Source organism: Corynebacterium sp. HMSC071F07 (assembly GCF_001810285.1).
Taxonomy (GTDB): Bacteria; Actinomycetota; Actinomycetes; order Mycobacteriales; family Mycobacteriaceae; genus Corynebacterium; species Corynebacterium simulans.
Genome location: NZ_KV800675.1, coordinates 1 through 16507, shown reverse-complemented (window position 1 = coordinate 16507; position 16507 = coordinate 1). Strand labels below are relative to the sequence as shown.

The following is a 16507-nucleotide window of genomic DNA, read 5'->3' as shown; positions in this document are numbered from 1 at the left end:
CCCACGCACGCGCCCACACCGCGTGCACTTTGACGACGTCGTGGCGGATGTCATCGCGGAGACGACTGCTCTGGCAGAAAGGGCGGCGAGCCTGGGGTGCCCGGAGGAGCTGGTCTTTATCGACCCAACCCACGACTTTGGCAAGAACACCTTCCACGGGCTGGAGTTGCTGCGCCGCATCGACGAGGTTGTTGCCACGGGCTGGCCGGTACTGATGGCGTTGTCTAACAAGGACTTCGTAGGCGAGACTTTGGACCGCGGCGTCGGCAAGCGCGTGGCAGGGACATTGGCCGCAACCGCGTGGTCGGCAGCGCATGGTGTGGCCGCTTTCCGCGTCCACGAGGTCGCGGAGACCCTCGACGTCATTCGTATGACCGCAGCTATCGAAGGCGCGATGGCCCCGCTGAACACCACCCGTGGGCTTGCATGAGCGTTTCTGTCATCATCCCAGCACTCAACGAGGAAGCAACCGTCGCGGACGTGGTGCGAGCCTGTTTAGCAGATGACCCAATGGAGGTCATCGTTGTCGATGCTGACTCCACGGATCACACCGCGCAGCGCGCTGCCGCTGCCGGAGCAAAGGTATACAACTGGCGCGAAATCCTGCCGGAGATTGCGCCGCGGCCGGGCAAGGGTGAATCGCTCTGGCGCGGGGTCGCCGCGGCTCAAGGTGACATCGTGGTCTTCGTTGATGCCGACTTGGAGTCTGCGTATCCAGGAATGGTTGCGCAGTTGGCTGCGCCGTTTGCGGATCCAGAGATCCAGATGGTCAAAGCTACTTATCGGCGTACCATCAACGGTGCCCCAAGCGGGGGCGGGCGAGTCACGGAGTTGACCGCGAAGCCTTTGCTGCGCACGTTCTTCCCGGAGCTCGGGGATATCGCTCAGCCCTTAGGTGGCGAATATGCGCTGCGCACGTCGCTGGCTCGGACATTGCCATTTGTTGACGGATACGGGGTGGAAGCCGGGCTGCTTATCGACGTCGCTAAGCGCTGCGGTGTTTCTTCCATCGCCGAAGTAGACCTTGGCGAGCGCATCCACCGCAACCGGCCGCTGCATGAGCTTGCGCCCATGGCTGAGGTGGTCGCGCGCACGATTTTGTCGCGCGCAGGGGTAATAGGTCCTGTGGCTCAACGTGAACCATCCGGCGGTAAGCTTTAGCCCATGCTGTCGTGGATTTTGCTTATCGTCGTTCTGCTCGCGTTGGTGGTTTTAGGAACGTGGGCGTGGGGCTCGATTTTTGGGCGTGGGGAAGTACTAGACGATCTTGATGAAAAACGCGATGTGCTGGCAAACAATCAGAGAGCACTTCAAGATGGAAACTTTGATGACATCAAGTTCGACGTCGTTTCCCATGGATACCGCCAATCCCAGGTGGATGCCTTGCTGGCGGAGGTAGAAAAAGCGCTACCGAAGCGAGGGTGAAACGGCTAGACCAATTTCGCAACCGCCCCGTGACTAGCAATAAGGCGTAGAGTGGTTAGGGTAACCCAAAAACTTTTACATCCCAAAGGAGCGGTACAGCTATGGCAGCTATGAAGCCACGCACGACAGGTGGGCCAATGGAAGCAGTTGAGGAGTCCCGCAAAATTGTCATGCGAATCCCCTCCGATGGTGGTGGCCGTATTGTTGTGGAGCTCACAAAAGAGGAGGCTGCGGAACTTGGTTCATTGCTGACCGAAGTTTCCAGCTAGTCTTTAAGGCATGCTTTCACACGTCATCGATGTTCTGGCCGACCCAAACGATGGCACCGCGCTAAGCGGCGCCGACGATTTTGCTCGTCTCGTCTCTGAGTCTGGGCACTCTTTTGATGTGGCAAAACAAGGCTATGTCACCCTTGCCCCCGGGGCAGGGCTAAAGCATAAGGGCGATTCCAGTGAGATGGTTTCCGCGCGTGAGACCTTCCTGTCTTTGGGCCACTTCGCCCCATTTGTGGAGGCTGTCACGGGCGCAGTGCAGGACGCACTGGATGCCAACGAGTTGCCTGAGACTGCCGAGCCTATGCTGCTTGAAGTCGGTGCCGGCACCGGCTATTACCTAGCTCATACCTTGGATTCCATCGCTGAGGCCCGTGGCGTTGGTCTGGATATTTCCCCACATGCTGCCAAGCATCTGGCAAAGTGCCATCCGCGCGTTGGCGCCGTGGTGGCGGATGCGTGGGAGCGGTTGCCGCTGCAGGATGATTCCATCGATGCGGTATCGGTGGTCTTTGCCCCGCGCAACCCAGCGGAGTTCCAGCGTATCTTGCGTCCAGGCGGTGAGGTTGTTGTCTTGACTCCGGACCTCGGTCATCTGGATGAACTACGCGAGCCGCTGGGAATCTTGGGCGTGGAAGAAGGCAAGATCGAGCGCATGTACGAGCAGGCCGCGGGCTACCTTGAGCAGGCGGCAGATCCGGTTGATATCTCTTATCCGATGACCCTGGATCGCGCCTCTATTGCCGCGCAGGTTGGCATGAGCCCGTCTGCCCGCCACCTTGAAAAGGAAGAGCTTGCTGAGCGCATGGCAAAATTGCCAGAGACCATGCAGGTCACCGCTCATGCCCGCCTGGACCGTCTGCGCGCAGTCTAAATAGCGGTGGGCAAGGCCAAAGGTCTGGCCGGTTGCACAAACAATAGGGAAAGGCAGAGCACAGATGCTCTGCCTTTCCCTATTGTCGCTTTGAGTGTTAAAACACGTCGCGCTTAGAGCTGCGAGCCTTTGCGCTGCCAGGATTGCTCGATGACGGCCTCACCGGCGGTCTCGACCTGGAGATCAGAGCAACCGCCGTCGAAGTAGACGCGGGAGCCCATGGCTACCTGGCCGCCGTCGGCGTAGACCTCTACGGTGGCACCGTCGACCACGACGGTGAGGGAATCGGAATCACCCTCAGCCAAATGCGCTACGGCAGGAGCCGAGTCCTTGAAATAGGAATCGAAAGCAGTGCCCATGGAACGATCTAAGGTCAGTGTGCTGCCAGCATGGGTGATGACTGCCGCGGGCTTGCCGTTGCCGTCGAGCAAGGTGACGGTGACGGAGGAGCCTTCCGGGACATCCATTACGCCGACCCAGGAGCGGGCGCGCTCTGACTGGCGGATGGCATCCGGCAGGCCGCGCGGCGGAGTCTGGAAGAGCTTGCCTCCCTGGAGGGTGATGCGACGCGGCAGTGCGAGGGTATTGGCCCATCCTTCCTCCTCGAAGGAAGGATGCGCTGCAGGATCGTCGCCGCGGCCATTGCCGTTGAGAAGACCCAGGACAACCGCTTCGTCGTAGCGGGTCTCCTGCGGGACGGTGCCCTCGGTGGCGTTGGTGTTGCGCGGGCGGGAGAAATCGTGGCCGAAGTCGATGCGCTGGAAACCGGAGGCGACGGTGAAGGTGGTGCCCTCCAAGCGGCCGACGAGGTAACCGGAGACATCGCGGTTATCGCGCTCAAGGGTAACCAGGAGGACGTCGTAAATGCGCTCATCTACCTCGTCACGCAAGCGGACCAGGCGTGGAGAGACAACCGGTGGAATCGGCGAGTTTGCCGGGACCTCGCCCTCGTTGAAACCAGGATCGCCATTGAACTCGAGCGGGCCTTCCACATCCCAGGTCAAGCCGTCGGCCGAGCGCAGGATAACGGGCAGCGGCGCGTCGGAGTGGCCGGTTAGTGCGAGCATGAGCCAGCCCTCGTGGCCTTCATCGCGGTCGGCCGCGACCCAGTCTGGAACCACGGAAGGCGAGCGGAAGCGGGAGTAATTGGTGACGTTGGCGGCTACCTCGCCATAGCGCACGACATTCGGGTCTAGTGCGTTGGAGTCATCCGAAATTTCGCAGACATCGTTGAAATCGGTGTAGCGTGCTAAACGCACCGAGGTGCCGGTGGAAGTCACGGAGGTGAAGTAGAGGTTGATAGCATCTTCGCCCGCGGCTACAGAACCGGCGCGCAAGGAAAGCTCACCGCCGACAGGGGCAAGTGCGTCGTCGCACTCCAACCAATCGAATGGAAATTCTTCAGAATAGTTGTGTCCCCAGCGCGCCGGGGCGGAAAGTTCGTGGCGGTACTGGAAAAACAGGTGCCACGTATTGCCGTCTAGCAGCACGCCGGCCGGAGCCTCGAGGACTCCAGACTCAGGGGTGAAGTGCAGTTCGGGGCGATGGGTTGTCACAAAGTGCCTTTCTAAAGATTCTCGATTTAAATCAGTGCGCGGTAAATATCTACGGTCTGGGAGGCGATGGTGGCCCACGAGAACTTCTCCACAGCTCGCGTGCGGCCGGCTTGGCCGAATGCGGTTGCGTGCTCCTTGTCGGCGACGACCTGGTTGACGGCAGCAGCGAGGTTTGCTTCGAAGTCAGCGACCGCATTTCCGTCGTAGTGGACGAGAATTCCGGTCTCACCGTCGACGACAACCTCGGGGATTCCTCCAACGTCAGATGCAACTACTGCAGTCCCGCACGCCATGGCCTCCAAGTTAACGATTCCCAAAGGCTCGTAGATAGAAGGACACACGAAGACGTCGGCGCCAGAGTACACCTCTTGGATGAGGCTGCGAGAGAGCATTTCCTGCACCCAGAATACGCCGTCGCGGTTGGCCTGTAAGTCTTCGACCAAAGATGCGGTTTCCGCGGCGATTTCTGGAGTATCGGGAGCGCCTGCGCACAGCACCAGCTGGACGTCTGAATCAAACTGGGCCGCGGCCTTCAGCAGGTGCTTCACGCCCTTTTGGCGGGTGATGCGGCCGACGAAGGCAACGATGGGGCGCTGCTTGTCGACGCCGAGTTTGTCCAGGTAGTCTGCCTCGCGCGGCTGCCACAGCTCGGTATCGATGCCATTGAGCACAACATGCACCTTGGACTCATCGATGCGGGGATAAGCATCCAGAATGGAGGCTTTCATGCCGGCGGAAACCGCGATGACGCCGTCGGCGTATTCCATGGCGTTTTTCTCGGACCACGAGGAAATCTCGTAGCCGCCACCGAGCTGCTCACGCTTCCATGGGCGGTGCGGCTCCAAAGAGTGGGCGGTGACCACATGCGGGATGTCGTAGAGGCGGGCGGCGAGATGGCCGCCGAGGCCGGAGTACCAGGTGTGGGAATGCGCGATATCAATATCGGAAGCTGCATTAGCCATGCGCAGACCCGTGGAAAGAGTTTGGATGGCGGGGTTGGCTGCGGAAAGTTCTGGATCAACGCCGTGGTTGAAGACGTCCTTTTCCTCGCGTGGGCCACCCATGCAGTGAACGGAAACATCGATTAACTCCCGCATGAAGCGGGTTAGCTCGGCGACGTGCACGCCAGCGCCACCGTAAATCTCAGGTGGGTATTCCTTGGAAAAAATTCCGGCTCTCATGTCCTCCCAGAATACGGAGAAAATCCATACCGTGCAGAAAATTCCCGTGGGGGTAGTTTCTGACCTATTTCCTCTGCGAAGCGGCCTAAAACTGAATAGGTTGGAACATGTGAAATCCCAGCCTAATGTCCTCGCTATTGTCCTCGCCGGCGGTGAAGGCAAGCGTCTATTCCCGCTTACGGAAGATCGCGCAAAGCCCGCCGTTCCCTTCGGCGGCTCCTACCGTCTCATCGATTTCGTCCTGTCCAATCTCGTCAACGCGGGCTACCTCAAGATTGCGGTGCTCACCCAATACAAATCCCATTCCCTTGACCGCCACATCTCGCAGGCTTGGAATCTGTCTGGCCCAACTTCCCAGTACATCGCCTCCGTGCCCGCCCAGCAGCGTCGCGGCAAGCGCTGGTACAACGGTTCCGCCGACGCTATTGTCCAGTCGCTTAACTTGATTTATGACGAAAAGCCGGACTATGTCATCGTCTTCGGCGCCGACCACGTCTATCGCATGGACCCGCAGCAGATGGTTCAGGAACACATCGCTACCGGGCTCGACTGCTCCGTGGCGGGCATTCGTGTGCCGCGCAGCGAGGCCACCGCTTTTGGCTGCATTCAGGCAGATGGCATGGGAACCATCACCGAGTTTTTGGAAAAGCCGGATAATCCGCCTTCGACTCCGGATGATCCGAACATGACCTATGCGTCCATGGGTAACTACGTCTTTACGGCTGATGCTCTGATTGAGGCCCTGCTAAAGGACGAGGAGAACGAAAACTCCGACCACGACATGGGCGGCGACATCATTCCGTACTTCGTGGAGCGCGGGCAGGCGCATGTTTATGACTTCATGGCGAATGACGTGCCTGGTTCCACTGAGCGCGATCATGGTTATTGGCGCGATGTGGGCACCATCGATTCTTTCTACGAAGCACACATGGACTTAATTTCGGTGCACCCGATTTTTAATCTTTATAACAATCATTGGCCCATCCACTCCACGGATGAGTCCAACCTTCCGCCAGCGAAGTTCGTCCAAAACGGCATCGCGCAGTCTTCCATGGTGGCCCCCGGCTGCATCATCTCCGGCGGCACCGTGCGCAACTCTGTGCTGTCCTCGGACGTGCATGTGGCCGACGGAGCTTCAGTAGAAGGCTCGGTGCTGCTGCCAGGCGTGCGCGTGGGCAAGGGCGCGGTTGTCCGCCATGCCATTTTGGATAAGAACGTGGTGGTTTCCGAAGGCGCCATCATCGGCTGCGACCGCGAGCGCGACGAGTCCCGCTTTAAGGTCTCTGACGGCGGCGTTGTCGTCGTGGGCAAGAACGAAACCGTCTAGCGCACCGCGGCGGGGAGAAAACACAGAAGCCTCACACGAGATGAAGGGGCAGCCGCCTGTATCTCGTGTGAGGCTTCTACTTCTTAGTGCTTGGTGATAAGCGTTAGGCCGGAACCCAGTGGTAGACGGGTTACTACGGCGTCTTCGAGTGAGCGGGCGAGCTCGTCTGCTTCTCGGGCAGCGGCAGTGTCGCGGTCGCTGCGGGTGGTATCGGCGAGGGTGCCATCCAGCAAAGAATTCGCGAGAACCAGAGTGCCGTTCTTACGCAGCAGTGGGAAAGCGGCGTTGATAAGAGCCGGCATATCCAGCGCGGGAACGTCTGCGAAGATCAATTGATAAGCATCGGTGGCGAGACGTCCCATGACCTCCAGGGGGTGGGAAGGCAAAAAGCGCGCGCGGGTGGTGGCAAACCCGGCCTCACGGAAAGTGGTCTTCGCCATGGCCTGATGCTCTGCCTCCGGATCGATGCAGGTGATGATTCCATTGTTAGGCAGGCCCTGCAGGAGGTAGATTCCGGCTACAGCAGCAGCCGGAGTAATGGCGATGGCCTGGGGGCGATCAGCGCCAGAGCTGGCTGCGGAAAGGGAGGAAAGAAGCTGACCGGTTGCTTCGTCTGGTACGGACAAGCCAAATTCCTCGGCATGGGAACGGGCCCCGGCGAGTGCCGTAGAAACTTCGCTGGTGGATTCGATGTAAGAACGCAGTGCGTCGTATGCCGTATTAGTCACAACCTAAACCATAGGTAATTTTCTGTGTATGCGGTGTCAAGACGCCAGGATTGTTACTGATGAGGTAGAAGTTTTTGTTTTCGGTGACGCTCACAGTCACTTCGCAGAGTACTGTCTGGCGTTTTGAAGCTCGGTATAGGAAGATGAAATGCATGAAAGGAAGCATCGCGTCGATTCGTCTTTGCGCCAGGAAACTGGTGTGGACACTAGCCCAACGGAGCCTCACGTCGCTGCTTCCGAAGAACTCAGCGGCACAGCCGCGTTCGACGCCGGCCAGGCTGCGATGCCTTCGTGGTCGGAGCTCGTGGCCGAGCATGCAGACTCCGTTTACCGCCTGGCATACCGCTTGTCCGGTAACCAGCATGATGCAGAGGACTTGACCCAAGAGACCTTCATGCGTGTGTTCCGCTCGCTTGATAAGTATCAGCCCGGTACTTTCCGCGGCTGGTTGCACCGGATTACCACCAACCTCTTCTTAGATATGGTCCGCCATCGTGCCAAGATACGGATGGAGGCCCTGCCGGAAGATTATGAGCGCGTGCCCGGCACCGATATGACCCCGGAGCAAGCTTATACCGTGGCCAACTTGGACCCGATCTTGCAAAAGGCGCTCGACGAGCTGGCCCCTGACTTCCGTGTAGCAGTTGTTCTGTGTGACGTCGTGGGAATGAGCTACGACGAAATCGCAGAGACCCTGGGCGTGAAGATGGGTACCGTTCGTTCGCGCATCCACCGCGGCCGTGCACAGCTGCGCGCGGCTCTCGAAACCGCCGCGCAGACCAACGACGAAGCCCGAGTTTTGCTCCGTAGCCGCTAGGCCGCCCACGCCAAAGTGCAATGAGGTCTATTGTGGAGACTAATTAACGAACCCAACGTTCGATAGAAAGGTAGGTGGCTAAACTCCCGTGGAGGATTCTGCACATCAGCACCGCGCCTCGTTTCATATGCGTGGAGTAGAAGGCGCCACCACCACCTTTGACAAGACTCTTGCCAAGGCCCGTGATAAGGCCAAAGCAAGGGCTCGGCGGGCTGATTCCATTGGGCACTTAGGCCCCGAAGCTGTGGCAGCCTTCGTCGATGGCGAGATGGATCCCAAAGCCACTCATCGTGTGCATGTTCACCTGGTGCACTGCGCTGAATGTCGCGCCGACGTCCGTGAGCAGCGCCGTGCTTCCCAGTGGGTGCGCAACTGCAACGTTGACCACCAAGTGCGTGCACCGAAAGATTTGATGGCCAAGCTGGCCGGAATCGCAGCTGAAGCAGCTGACGAGGACGCCGCCACACCTGAAAAAGGGCGAAACAATTTCAGCGCACACGGCGGTACCAGTGGCGTCGGCGAGCGCGATATCCTTGACAAGGTCGAGATGGTCATTCGCGCCATCAAGCACAATCAGAGGCGTTAATGCAGTGGCGCTAAGTGGCGCTATTAGCAGCGGAGTCAAGGCGAATGAGGTTGGTGCCCGTTTCACATAGCGCACAGGCGCTAACGGAGGGCTAAGATAGCATAGTGTTTTCTTCAATCGGTTGGACAGAGATTGCCGTCATCGTGCTTCTTGGCATCGTGATCATCGGTCCAGAGAGGCTCCCCGGCGTAATCATGGATGTCCGTGCGGCAATCTATGCTGCGCGTAAGGCAATCAACAATGCCAAGGCCGAACTACAAGGTGAAATGGGCGGCCTGAGCGAGGAATTTGAAACTTTGCGTGGCCCCATCAGCCAGGCCGCCGAATGGACGCGCTTGGGCCCACGCGGTGCTATCACCAAGGCTCTTTTTGACGGAGACGATTCCGCTTGGGATGATTTCGACCCGCGTAAGCTGACAGAGGGAATGGGCAAACCGCATCTAAGCGCGGGCGATGAGCAAGCGCACTCCGCAGCGCAGCGCGGTGCTTCCGGGCCACGTGCCCAACACAGTCAGCGCAGTCAACAGGCGAATTCAGGTCAGCAGGGCCAGCAGCGCCCGACCTTCGACTACTCCCAGATTTACGCGGCACCGGCACAACCGCAGCAGAGCTCGGCTCAACAGCCGCAGGCGCCTACGCGAAAGTCGGCGCCAAAGTCGGCGCCAAAGTCGGCACCAACTGCGGCAAATGACAACGCAGAAGGAACCGGCTTTTCTTGGGCTGATGTTACCTAAGCAGTAACTGCTTTAGGCGTCTGCCTAATTTTTTAGTGGCGGGTAACGCCCAGACCTAAGGTCTTGCCCACCAGAGAGTCGTTGCGGATGGCGAGCTTATCCGCTAGCTGCTTGATTGCCGTTGCAGAAGGAGAATCCGGGGCGGCGGTGATGATTGGTTCGCCGGCATCGCCGCCGGTGCGCAGAGCCGGATCGAGCGGCACCTCAGCCAAGACAGGCACCTCGTAGCCCAAGATGGTGCTAAGGCGCTCTGCTACAACCTTGCCGCCGCCGGTACCAAAGATATCCATCGTGGAACCGTCAGGCAGCACCATGGCGCCCATGTTCTCAATAACGCCGGCTACGCGCTGGCGAGTCTGCTGCGAGATGGAGCCTGCACGCTCTGCCACCTCCGCGGCTGCTGCCTGCGGGGTAGTGACGATGAGCAGCTCGGCGTTCGGGATGAGCTGAGCCACGGAAAGCGCGACGTCGCCAGTGCCGGGTGGGAGATCGAGCAGTAGAACGTCCAGATCGCCCCAGAAGACGTCAGCCAGGAATTGCTGCAGCGCGCGGTGCAGCATCGGGCCGCGCCAGACCACAGGGGCGTTGCCCTCGACGAATTGGCCAATGGAGATGTGCTTGATGCCGTGGGAAATTGGTGGCAGCAGCATTTCATCATCAATGACGGTGGGGCCGGCGGTCGAACCCAGCAGGCCCGGTACGGAGTGGCCGTAGATATCGGCGTCGACAATGCCAACTTTTAAGCCCTTGGCCGAAAGCGCGGCTGCGAGGTTGACGGTGGTGGAGCTCTTGCCGACGCCGCCTTTACCAGAGGCCACCGCGAACACGCGCGTGGTGGATTCTGGCTTGGCGAAAGGAATCTCCGGCTCAGCCTGGCCGCCGCGCAACTTCTGCTTTAAAGCGCGACGCTGTTCATCGCTCATGGCATCCATGGTCACGCTGACATTGCCAACGCCCTCGATGTCCTCGAGGACGGCTCGAGTGTTGGCTTCGATGGTGTTTTTCATCGGGCAGCCGGCAATGGTCAGATAGATTTCGACGCTGACGTCATTGCCGTCGATGGCGACGGATTTCACCATGTCGAGCTCGGTGATAGGGCGGCCGATTTCTGGGTCTTCAACCCGGCTAAGGGCCTCCCGAACGGCGGATTCAGTAATAGCGCTAGTCATAACCCAACCCATCTTAGCCCCTTATTAAATACAGGAAAACGCTGGGATAAGGCGGCGTCGGAAAGCCCAGCAGTGCCGTGTAGAATTTTAGGAATATTTAGGAAGAACCATAACTTTAAGGAGAACTGTGCCGATGCGATCCCGCCGCCTTGTAGCGACGCTAGCGACTGCCGGACTGGCATTGGCTGCATTGAGCTCCTGCACCAAATTTGATCCTTCGGCGGATGAAAAGCCTGGCTTGCACCAAGCGGTAACCATATCCGTCAACCCAAAGTCCAAGCGGCAGCTGTTGCTCGCTGAGTTGTATAAGCAGACTTTGGAGTCCCAGGGCAGAGCCGCAAATGTGGCCAGTAATGAGGAACTGGAGGCCACCTCTGCTAACGAGCAGAACCTCCCGCTTATCGAGAGCGGCGACGGCGCAACGAACTTCTACATCGGTTGCACCGGTGAATTGCTCGATGCCTTCAACCCTGTTGCCGCACGTGAGATTTCGAAGCGCTACGAGGAAGACCAAAAGGACCCCTCGGGCGAGGATTTTTTGGCTACTACCCACGTGGCGCTGATGAATGCGCTACCGCCGGACCTCGCGGTGGTAGAGCCTTCCAGCGCGCAGGGGTGCAAGGAAGCGGAGCCGAACCTGCCGCAGAACTACGTCGTAGTCTATTACAAGGGCCTTTTTGACCGTGAGGAACGCCTCGCAGTGTCTTCCCTGACCAAGTTTTTGACCGATGGGGAAATCCGTGAGCTGCTGGAAAAGACCGACGAGTCCGGTTCTCTGGAGCAAACGGTAAGTGACTGGAACTCGCAATCCAATGCGGGCACCGTCATGGATACTGGTGGCGATTCCAACTCTTCCGGAGGATCCGATCTGACCTCCGGCGATGAGAAAAAGGACAATTCGAGCAAGCCGAAGTCCTAGCTTGGCTGCTGAGCAGCTCCTTGTAGAGCTTGCTTTTTCGAAAATATACTAAAGCGCCCTTGCTACCTCTATTCGAGGCGGCAAGGGCGCTTTAGCCGTTCTATCTGGCTTTTAAGCCTTAGACGTCGAAGGCCTCTTCAAGCAGCTTCTTCTGCTCGATCTGGTGGACCTTGGCGATACCGGTTGCAGTCGAGGACTGCGCACGGCGAGATACGCGGACCATTTCCGGCATATCCGGAATGAGCTCACGCAGGTGCTCGTTGTAGAAAGGCCATGGGCCCTGGTTTGCTGGTTCGTCTTGGACGAAGCGAACCTGGGTGGCATTGGGGAAGGCCTTGAATGCCTCTGCGAGACGGTTGAACGGAATCGGATGCAGCATCTCGAGGCGGACGATTGCGACGTCATCGCGGCCGTCTGCTTCCTTCTTCTTAGCCAGCTCCCAGTAGAGCTTGCCGGAGACCAGCATGATGGTCTTGACCTTCTCGGCGTCGCCTACAACCTTGCCCTCGTGGTCAACGAAGTTCGGGTCATTGATGACGGACTGGAAGTGCTTGATTTCGGTGAACTCGGAGATAGCAGAAGCGGATGCCTTGTTACGCAGTATGGACTTCGGAGTAAAGACGACCAGCGGACGCTTCATGGAGCCCAGCGCCTGGCGACGCAGCAGGTGGAAGTGGTTAGCCGGGGTAGAAGGCTGAGCCACCGTCATGGAGCCCTCAGCACACAGCTGCAGGTAACGCTCGATGCGGGCAGAGGAGTGGTCTGGGCCTTGGCCCTCGTAGCCGTGCGGCAGCAGCAGAACCAGGCTGGAGAGCTGGCCCCACTTTGCCTCACCGGAGGACAGGTACTCGTCGATGATGGTCTGTGCACCGTTTGCGAAGTCACCGAACTGTGCCTCCCATGCAACGAGTGCGTCCTGGTTACCCACGGAGTAGCCGTACTCGAAGCCCATGCCTGCGTACTCGGTCAGGGCGGAGTTGTAAATCAGGAAGCGGCCGCCGTTGCCCTTGGTCTGAGCCAGGTAGTTCAACGGGTTGTACTCGGAGCCATCGCGCGGATCGACCGGGATAGCGTGGCGCTGGGTGAAGGTACCGCGGCGGGAATCCTCACCGGCCAGGCGGACCAGCTTGCCCTGGTTAGCCAGGGAGCCGAAGGCGATAAGCTCGCCCCAGCCCCAGTCGATGCCGCCCTCGGTGGAGGTCTTCAGGCGTTCCTTGGCAACGCGGGCAACACGCTTGTGGTACTCGAAGCCCTCTGGGCCGTTGGCGTAGGCCTGGCCAATTTCCTCGATCTCCTCGGCGGTGATGGAGGTATCCAGACCGTGGGTCAGCTCCTGCGCAGAGGTGATACCGTGCTGCTCGCCAGGGGCACCGGCCTCCGATTCCTTGACCTCGGTGAAGACGGATTCCATCTGGTCGTGGAAGTCACGAGCTGCAGCCTCAGCGTCTGCTTCGGACAGGTCGCCACGGCCGATGAGCTCCTCGGTGTAGATCTCACGGACAGACTTGTGGTCATCGATGATGGAGTACAGCTCCGGCTGGGTCATCGAAGGATCATCTGCCTCGTTGTGGCCGCGCAGGCGGTAGCAGATGAGATCGATGAAGACGTCCTTGCCGAACTTGCGGCGGTACTCAGTAGCCAGCTGGCCAACCCAGACAACTGCTTCTGGGTCGTCACCGTTGACGTGGAATACCGGGCAATCGAAGCCCTTTGCCAGGTCGGTGGCGTAGTGGGTAGAACGTGCGGAATCCGGGGTAGTGGTGAAGCCCACCTGGTTGTTGACCACGATGTGGACGGTACCGCCGGTGGTGTAACCACGCAGCTGGGACAGGTTGATGGTCTCCTGAACAATGCCCAGGCCGTTGAAGGAGGAGTCACCGTGCAGCATGACTGGGACAACGGAGAAGCCGTCCTGGCCCTTGTCCAGTAGGTCCTGCTTAGCGCGGGCGATGCCCTCCAAGACTGGGTCAACGGCCTCGAGGTGAGACGGGTTAGCAGCCAGGCTGACGTCGATTTCGCCGTCACCGAACATCTGGATGTGGTGACCCTGGGAACCCAAGTGGTACTTAACGTCACCGGAGCCACCGAGCTGGCCACCCTTGTAGTTGCCGTCGAACTCGCCGAAGAGGTCAGCCAGTGGCTTGCCAACAATGTTGAACAAGACATTCAGGCGGCCACGGTGCGGCATGCCGATGACGACCTCGTCGAGGCCCTGGCCCGCAGCAGTGTCCACGATGGCATCCATCAGCGGGATGAGGGACTCAGCTCCCTCGAGGGAGAAGCGCTTCTGGCCGACGTACTTGGTGTGCAGGAAGTTTTCGAATGCCTCAGCAGCGTTGACCTTCTGCAGGATGTACTTCTGCTCAGCGTTGGATGGCTTTGGCATGCCAGCCTCGAGGCGATCCTGCAGCCAGCTGCGCTCATCGCGGTCCAAGATGTGGGCGTACTCGGAGCCGACCTTCAGCGTGTAAGCATCACGCAGACGCTTGACGACGTCGCGCAGCTTCATGGTCTCCTGGCCACCGAAGCCGCCGACGTTGAAGGTGCGGTCCAGATCCCAGATCGACAGGCCGTGGGTCTTAAGGTCAAGGTCGCGGTGATCCGGCCAAGGCAGGCCCGGCTGACGCCAGCCAAGTGGGTTGACGTTGGCGAGGAGGTGGCCGCGGGAGCGGTAAGCCTCGATGTACTGCATGACGCGGGTGTTCTTGTCCACGCCGGTGTTCGGGACATCCTGTGCCCAGCGGAATGGCTGGTAAGGAACGCCCATGGACTCAAACAGCTCGTCCCAGAAGCGATCATCGGTGATCAGCTGGCCCAAGGTGCGCAGGAACTCGCCGGACTCCGCGCCCTGGATGACGCGGTGATCGTAGGTGGAGGTCAGAGTGACCAGACGGCCTACACCCATGTCAGCCAGACGGTCCTCGGAGGTGCCGGCGAACTCAGCCGGGTAATCCATGGAGCCGACGCCGATGATGGCGCCGGAGCCCTTGGTCAGGCGGGCGATGGAGTGGCGGGTGCCGATGCCGCCCGGGTTGGTGAGGTTGATGGTGACGCCGGAGAAGTCATCCATCGTGAGCTTGTTTTGGCGGGAGCGGTTGACGATGTCCTGGTATGCGTCAACGAACTCGGAGAAGGACATCTTCTCGGCTTCCTTGACCGCTGCCACAACGAGTGCGCGGGAGCCATCTTTCTGCGGGAGGTCGATAGCGAGGCCCAGGTTGACGTGCTCTGGCTGTACGACAGTCGGCTTGCCGTCCTTGACCTCGTAACGGACGTTCATGTCTGGGTGGATCTGGGTCGCCTTGACCAAGGCGTAGCCCAAGATGTGGGTAAAGGAAATCTTGCCACCGCGGGTGCGCTTGAGGTGATCGTTGATCATCGCGCGGTTTTCCCACATCAGCTTGACTGGAACGTCGCGCACGGTGGTTGCGGTTGGAATCTCGAGGGACTCGTCCATGTTCTTAGCGATTGCCTTGAACATGCCCTTGAGCTGACGCTCGCCAGCCTCCGGAGCCTCGCCGATGCGATCGAGCGGGGAATCTGGGTAGTTCTTCTTGGAGTCAGAATCCTTGCCTGGCTTCTCTGCTACCTTCGCTGGCTTTGCTGCTGGCGCACCGTTCGGGGTAGCAGAATCTGCAGCTGGCTTCGCCGGAGTGGACTTCTTCGCGGAGGATTGTGCAGCGGCTGCTGGGGCAGAAGCCGCGTTCTTCGGTGCTCCGTTGGCCTCAAAGTAATCGCGCCACTCCTTATCTACGGAGTTGGGATCCTTTGAGTACTGCTGGAACTGTTCGTCAATCAGCCACGCATTGGGGCCGAAAATGCTCGAGTTGCTCACGGCAGGAATTCGCCTCATTTCCTTGTTAATTACGGTTCGTTAATGGGACTTTAGTAGGGCCTTTGCGCGGGTGCACACAGCACCCCGAAAAGTGTCTTCAACCATGATACGTTCCGAGTTGTTTTGCTCACTAGGTCAGGGGTGAAAGCGCCCCTTATGAGGTGGGCAAAGGCGAAAGCTGCTCGCCAGCATGCTCAATTACCTTCTTGGCAAGTTTCCGGTTGGCAGAAGTGCCGAGCACTGCACCGATGCCCATTGGCATCAGCTTGGAGACCCATGCCCATTTCAGGCGCTTGGTTACCTGCTTGGCAAAAAGCTTGGTGAGACGGCCGTTGAGACCGCTTAGGGTTGGGCCGGTAAAGCGCGACAGGGTGGCTGCGGAAGTAACGCCCTTGACGGTGCCCATGTCGCCGACCAAGGTGTCAACCAAGGCGCTGCCCTTAGAACCGGTCAGCACCAGCAGAACCAGGGCACGGCGCCGTTCTTCGTCTTCGATGTTGTCACCGCGCAGGTAAGCAGAAGACAATACGTACCAGGAGGTAGCTTCCAGGAAAACCACGGATTCTGCCGCGATAGCAGCGATGCCGGCGATGGTGCCTACACCCGGAACTGCGGCGGAAGCACCGGCAGCAGCACCAGTGCCAGAGACTAGGTTAAGCAAGTGCTTATCGAGGATTGCTTGGATTTGTGCTGGGCTTGACTCCGGATTGCGTTTGCGAAGGCCATCAACGTATTTCTTGATAACACCAGACTGCGCTGCGACTGCTTTGTCTAGGCCATCTAAAAGCGCGTTGGTGACGCGGTTGGCTTCCTCCGGGTTGATCTCATAAACATTGTCGGAGTTGGTGGGATTTGCCGGGCCCGTCGCGTTGTTAGAAACCCTCTTTTCAATTGCGCCTTTTGCCTTATCTAAAATGCTCATCTTCTAAATCACCTCTAAAACTGTTTATGACAACCGGTATTTGGTTGCCTGTTGTAAAACCACCGTAGCGAAGTGTCTCTGCTTTTTCCTGAGCGCTTGCTGTGGATTTAGCAATAGCGTTGGTCGAGAATTTTTTAAGTATCCAAACCCGCCTAAATGTCG

The 16507-nt window shown here is 59.0% G+C and carries 16 protein-coding genes; 10 read left to right on the top strand and 6 right to left on the bottom strand.

The annotated features are described in order from the left end of the window. The 5 genes from HMPREF2724_RS00240 to HMPREF2724_RS00220 form a co-directional block, all read left to right on the top strand. On the top strand, window positions 1–430 hold a 430-nt coding region (locus HMPREF2724_RS00240), incomplete at its 5' end, for a dihydropteroate synthase (RefSeq protein WP_168164856.1). Continuing rightward, window positions 427–1161: a glucosyl-3-phosphoglycerate synthase gene (locus HMPREF2724_RS00235; RefSeq protein WP_070586673.1), complete on the top strand. Its 735-nt coding sequence runs from the start codon at window positions 427–429 to the stop codon at window positions 1159–1161. The genes HMPREF2724_RS00240 and HMPREF2724_RS00235, both read left to right, overlap by 4 nt. Window positions 1162–1164: 3 nt before the next feature. Continuing rightward, complete coding sequence (locus HMPREF2724_RS00230) at window positions 1165–1425, top strand: cell division protein DivIVA (RefSeq protein WP_070586671.1); 261 nt, start codon at window positions 1165–1167, stop codon at window positions 1423–1425. Between the two features lie 101 nt (window positions 1426–1526). Next, window positions 1527–1694, top strand: coding sequence for a DUF3117 domain-containing protein (locus HMPREF2724_RS00225; RefSeq protein WP_005531903.1), 168 nt, complete (start codon window positions 1527–1529; stop codon window positions 1692–1694). A 10-nt stretch (window positions 1695–1704) separates the two neighbouring features. Next, window positions 1705–2571 carry a methyltransferase domain-containing protein gene (locus tag HMPREF2724_RS00220; RefSeq protein WP_070586670.1) on the top strand — a complete coding sequence of 289 codons (867 nt, stop codon included), beginning with the start codon at window positions 1705–1707 and terminating at the stop codon, window positions 2569–2571. Window positions 2572–2684: 113 nt separating this feature from the next. On the opposite strand, the gene HMPREF2724_RS00215 is transcribed toward HMPREF2724_RS00220, so the two are convergent. Both HMPREF2724_RS00215 and glgA read right to left on the bottom strand, forming a co-directional pair. Continuing rightward, a complete protein-coding gene (locus HMPREF2724_RS00215; protein ID WP_070433456.1) occupies window positions 2685–4127 on the bottom strand; it encodes a GH32 C-terminal domain-containing protein in 1443 nt (480 codons plus the stop codon). A 26-nt stretch (window positions 4128–4153) separates the two neighbouring features. Further along, window positions 4154–5308, bottom strand: coding sequence for a glycogen synthase (glgA, locus tag HMPREF2724_RS00210; RefSeq protein WP_070586668.1), 1155 nt, complete (start codon window positions 5306–5308; stop codon window positions 4154–4156). A gap of 109 nt (window positions 5309–5417) precedes the next feature. Here glgA and glgC point away from each other — a divergent pair, with 109 nt between their 5' ends. Continuing rightward, on the top strand, window positions 5418–6635 hold the full coding sequence (glgC, locus tag HMPREF2724_RS00205) for a glucose-1-phosphate adenylyltransferase (RefSeq protein ID WP_062035432.1): 1218 nt from the start codon (window positions 5418–5420) through the stop codon (window positions 6633–6635). A gap of 83 nt (window positions 6636–6718) precedes the next feature. On the opposite strand, the gene HMPREF2724_RS00200 is transcribed toward glgC, so the two are convergent. Further along, window positions 6719–7363 (bottom strand): O-methyltransferase, encoded by a 645-nt coding sequence (locus tag HMPREF2724_RS00200; RefSeq protein ID WP_070586666.1) that lies wholly within the window; start codon window positions 7361–7363, stop codon window positions 6719–6721. Between the two features lie 148 nt (window positions 7364–7511). Here HMPREF2724_RS00200 and sigE point away from each other — a divergent pair, with 148 nt between their 5' ends. From sigE to HMPREF2724_RS00185, 3 genes are all read left to right on the top strand, one after another. Next, window positions 7512–8180 (top strand): RNA polymerase sigma factor SigE, encoded by a 669-nt coding sequence (sigE, locus tag HMPREF2724_RS00195; protein WP_070586664.1) that lies wholly within the window; start codon window positions 7512–7514, stop codon window positions 8178–8180. 127 nt (window positions 8181–8307) lie between these two features. Beyond that, window positions 8308–8766 carry an anti-sigma factor family protein gene (locus tag HMPREF2724_RS00190; protein WP_062039033.1) on the top strand — a complete coding sequence of 153 codons (459 nt, stop codon included), beginning with the start codon at window positions 8308–8310 and terminating at the stop codon, window positions 8764–8766. Between the two features lie 104 nt (window positions 8767–8870). Then, the gene (locus HMPREF2724_RS00185; RefSeq protein WP_070586662.1) at window positions 8871–9500 is read left to right on the top strand and encodes a twin-arginine translocase TatA/TatE family subunit; all 630 of its coding nucleotides are present in this window, start codon (window positions 8871–8873) and stop codon (window positions 9498–9500) included. A 32-nt stretch (window positions 9501–9532) separates the two neighbouring features. Here the strand turns inward: HMPREF2724_RS00185 and HMPREF2724_RS00180 are convergent, their stop codons facing one another. Beyond that, the gene (locus HMPREF2724_RS00180) at window positions 9533–10669 is read right to left on the bottom strand and encodes an Mrp/NBP35 family ATP-binding protein (protein WP_070433470.1); all 1137 of its coding nucleotides are present in this window, start codon (window positions 10667–10669) and stop codon (window positions 9533–9535) included. 133 nt (window positions 10670–10802) lie between these two features. Between HMPREF2724_RS00180 and HMPREF2724_RS00175 the strand changes: the two genes are divergently transcribed. After that, window positions 10803–11588 carry a type 2 periplasmic-binding domain-containing protein gene (locus tag HMPREF2724_RS00175; RefSeq protein WP_070586659.1) on the top strand — a complete coding sequence of 262 codons (786 nt, stop codon included), beginning with the start codon at window positions 10803–10805 and terminating at the stop codon, window positions 11586–11588. 118 nt (window positions 11589–11706) lie between these two features. Here HMPREF2724_RS00175 and HMPREF2724_RS00170 read toward each other — a convergent pair whose 3' ends face one another. Further along, complete coding sequence (locus HMPREF2724_RS00170) at window positions 11707–15423, bottom strand: multifunctional oxoglutarate decarboxylase/oxoglutarate dehydrogenase thiamine pyrophosphate-binding subunit/dihydrolipoyllysine-residue succinyltransferase subunit (protein ID WP_210386661.1); 3717 nt, start codon at window positions 15421–15423, stop codon at window positions 11707–11709. 154 nt (window positions 15424–15577) lie between these two features. Continuing rightward, window positions 15578–16345: a hypothetical protein gene (locus HMPREF2724_RS00165; RefSeq protein ID WP_246815058.1), complete on the bottom strand. Its 768-nt coding sequence runs from the start codon at window positions 16343–16345 to the stop codon at window positions 15578–15580. Window positions 16346–16507: the final 162 nt, after the last annotated feature.

Excerpts from the sequence above, each read along its gene's own strand:
- HMPREF2724_RS00175 (WP_070586659.1), top strand. The coding sequence starts at position 10,803 with ATGCGATCCCGCCGCCTTGTAGCGACGCTAGCGACTGCCGGACTGGCA.
- HMPREF2724_RS00165 (WP_246815058.1), bottom strand. The coding sequence starts at position 16,345 with ATGAGCATTTTAGATAAGGCAAAAGGCGCAATTGAAAAGAGGGTTTCT.
- HMPREF2724_RS00225 (WP_005531903.1), top strand. The coding sequence starts at position 1,527 with ATGGCAGCTATGAAGCCACGCACGACAGGTGGGCCAATGGAAGCAGTT.
- HMPREF2724_RS00230 (WP_070586671.1), top strand. The coding sequence starts at position 1,165 with ATGCTGTCGTGGATTTTGCTTATCGTCGTTCTGCTCGCGTTGGTGGTT.
- HMPREF2724_RS00190 (WP_062039033.1), top strand. The coding sequence starts at position 8,308 with ATGCGTGGAGTAGAAGGCGCCACCACCACCTTTGACAAGACTCTTGCC.
- HMPREF2724_RS00235 (WP_070586673.1), top strand. The coding sequence starts at position 427 with ATGAGCGTTTCTGTCATCATCCCAGCACTCAACGAGGAAGCAACCGTC.
- glgA (WP_070586668.1), bottom strand. The coding sequence starts at position 5,308 with ATGAGAGCCGGAATTTTTTCCAAGGAATACCCACCTGAGATTTACGGT.
- sigE (WP_070586664.1), top strand. The coding sequence starts at position 7,512 with ATGCATGAAAGGAAGCATCGCGTCGATTCGTCTTTGCGCCAGGAAACT.
- HMPREF2724_RS00220 (WP_070586670.1), top strand. The coding sequence starts at position 1,705 with ATGCTTTCACACGTCATCGATGTTCTGGCCGACCCAAACGATGGCACC.
- HMPREF2724_RS00180 (WP_070433470.1), bottom strand. The coding sequence starts at position 10,669 with ATGACTAGCGCTATTACTGAATCCGCCGTTCGGGAGGCCCTTAGCCGG.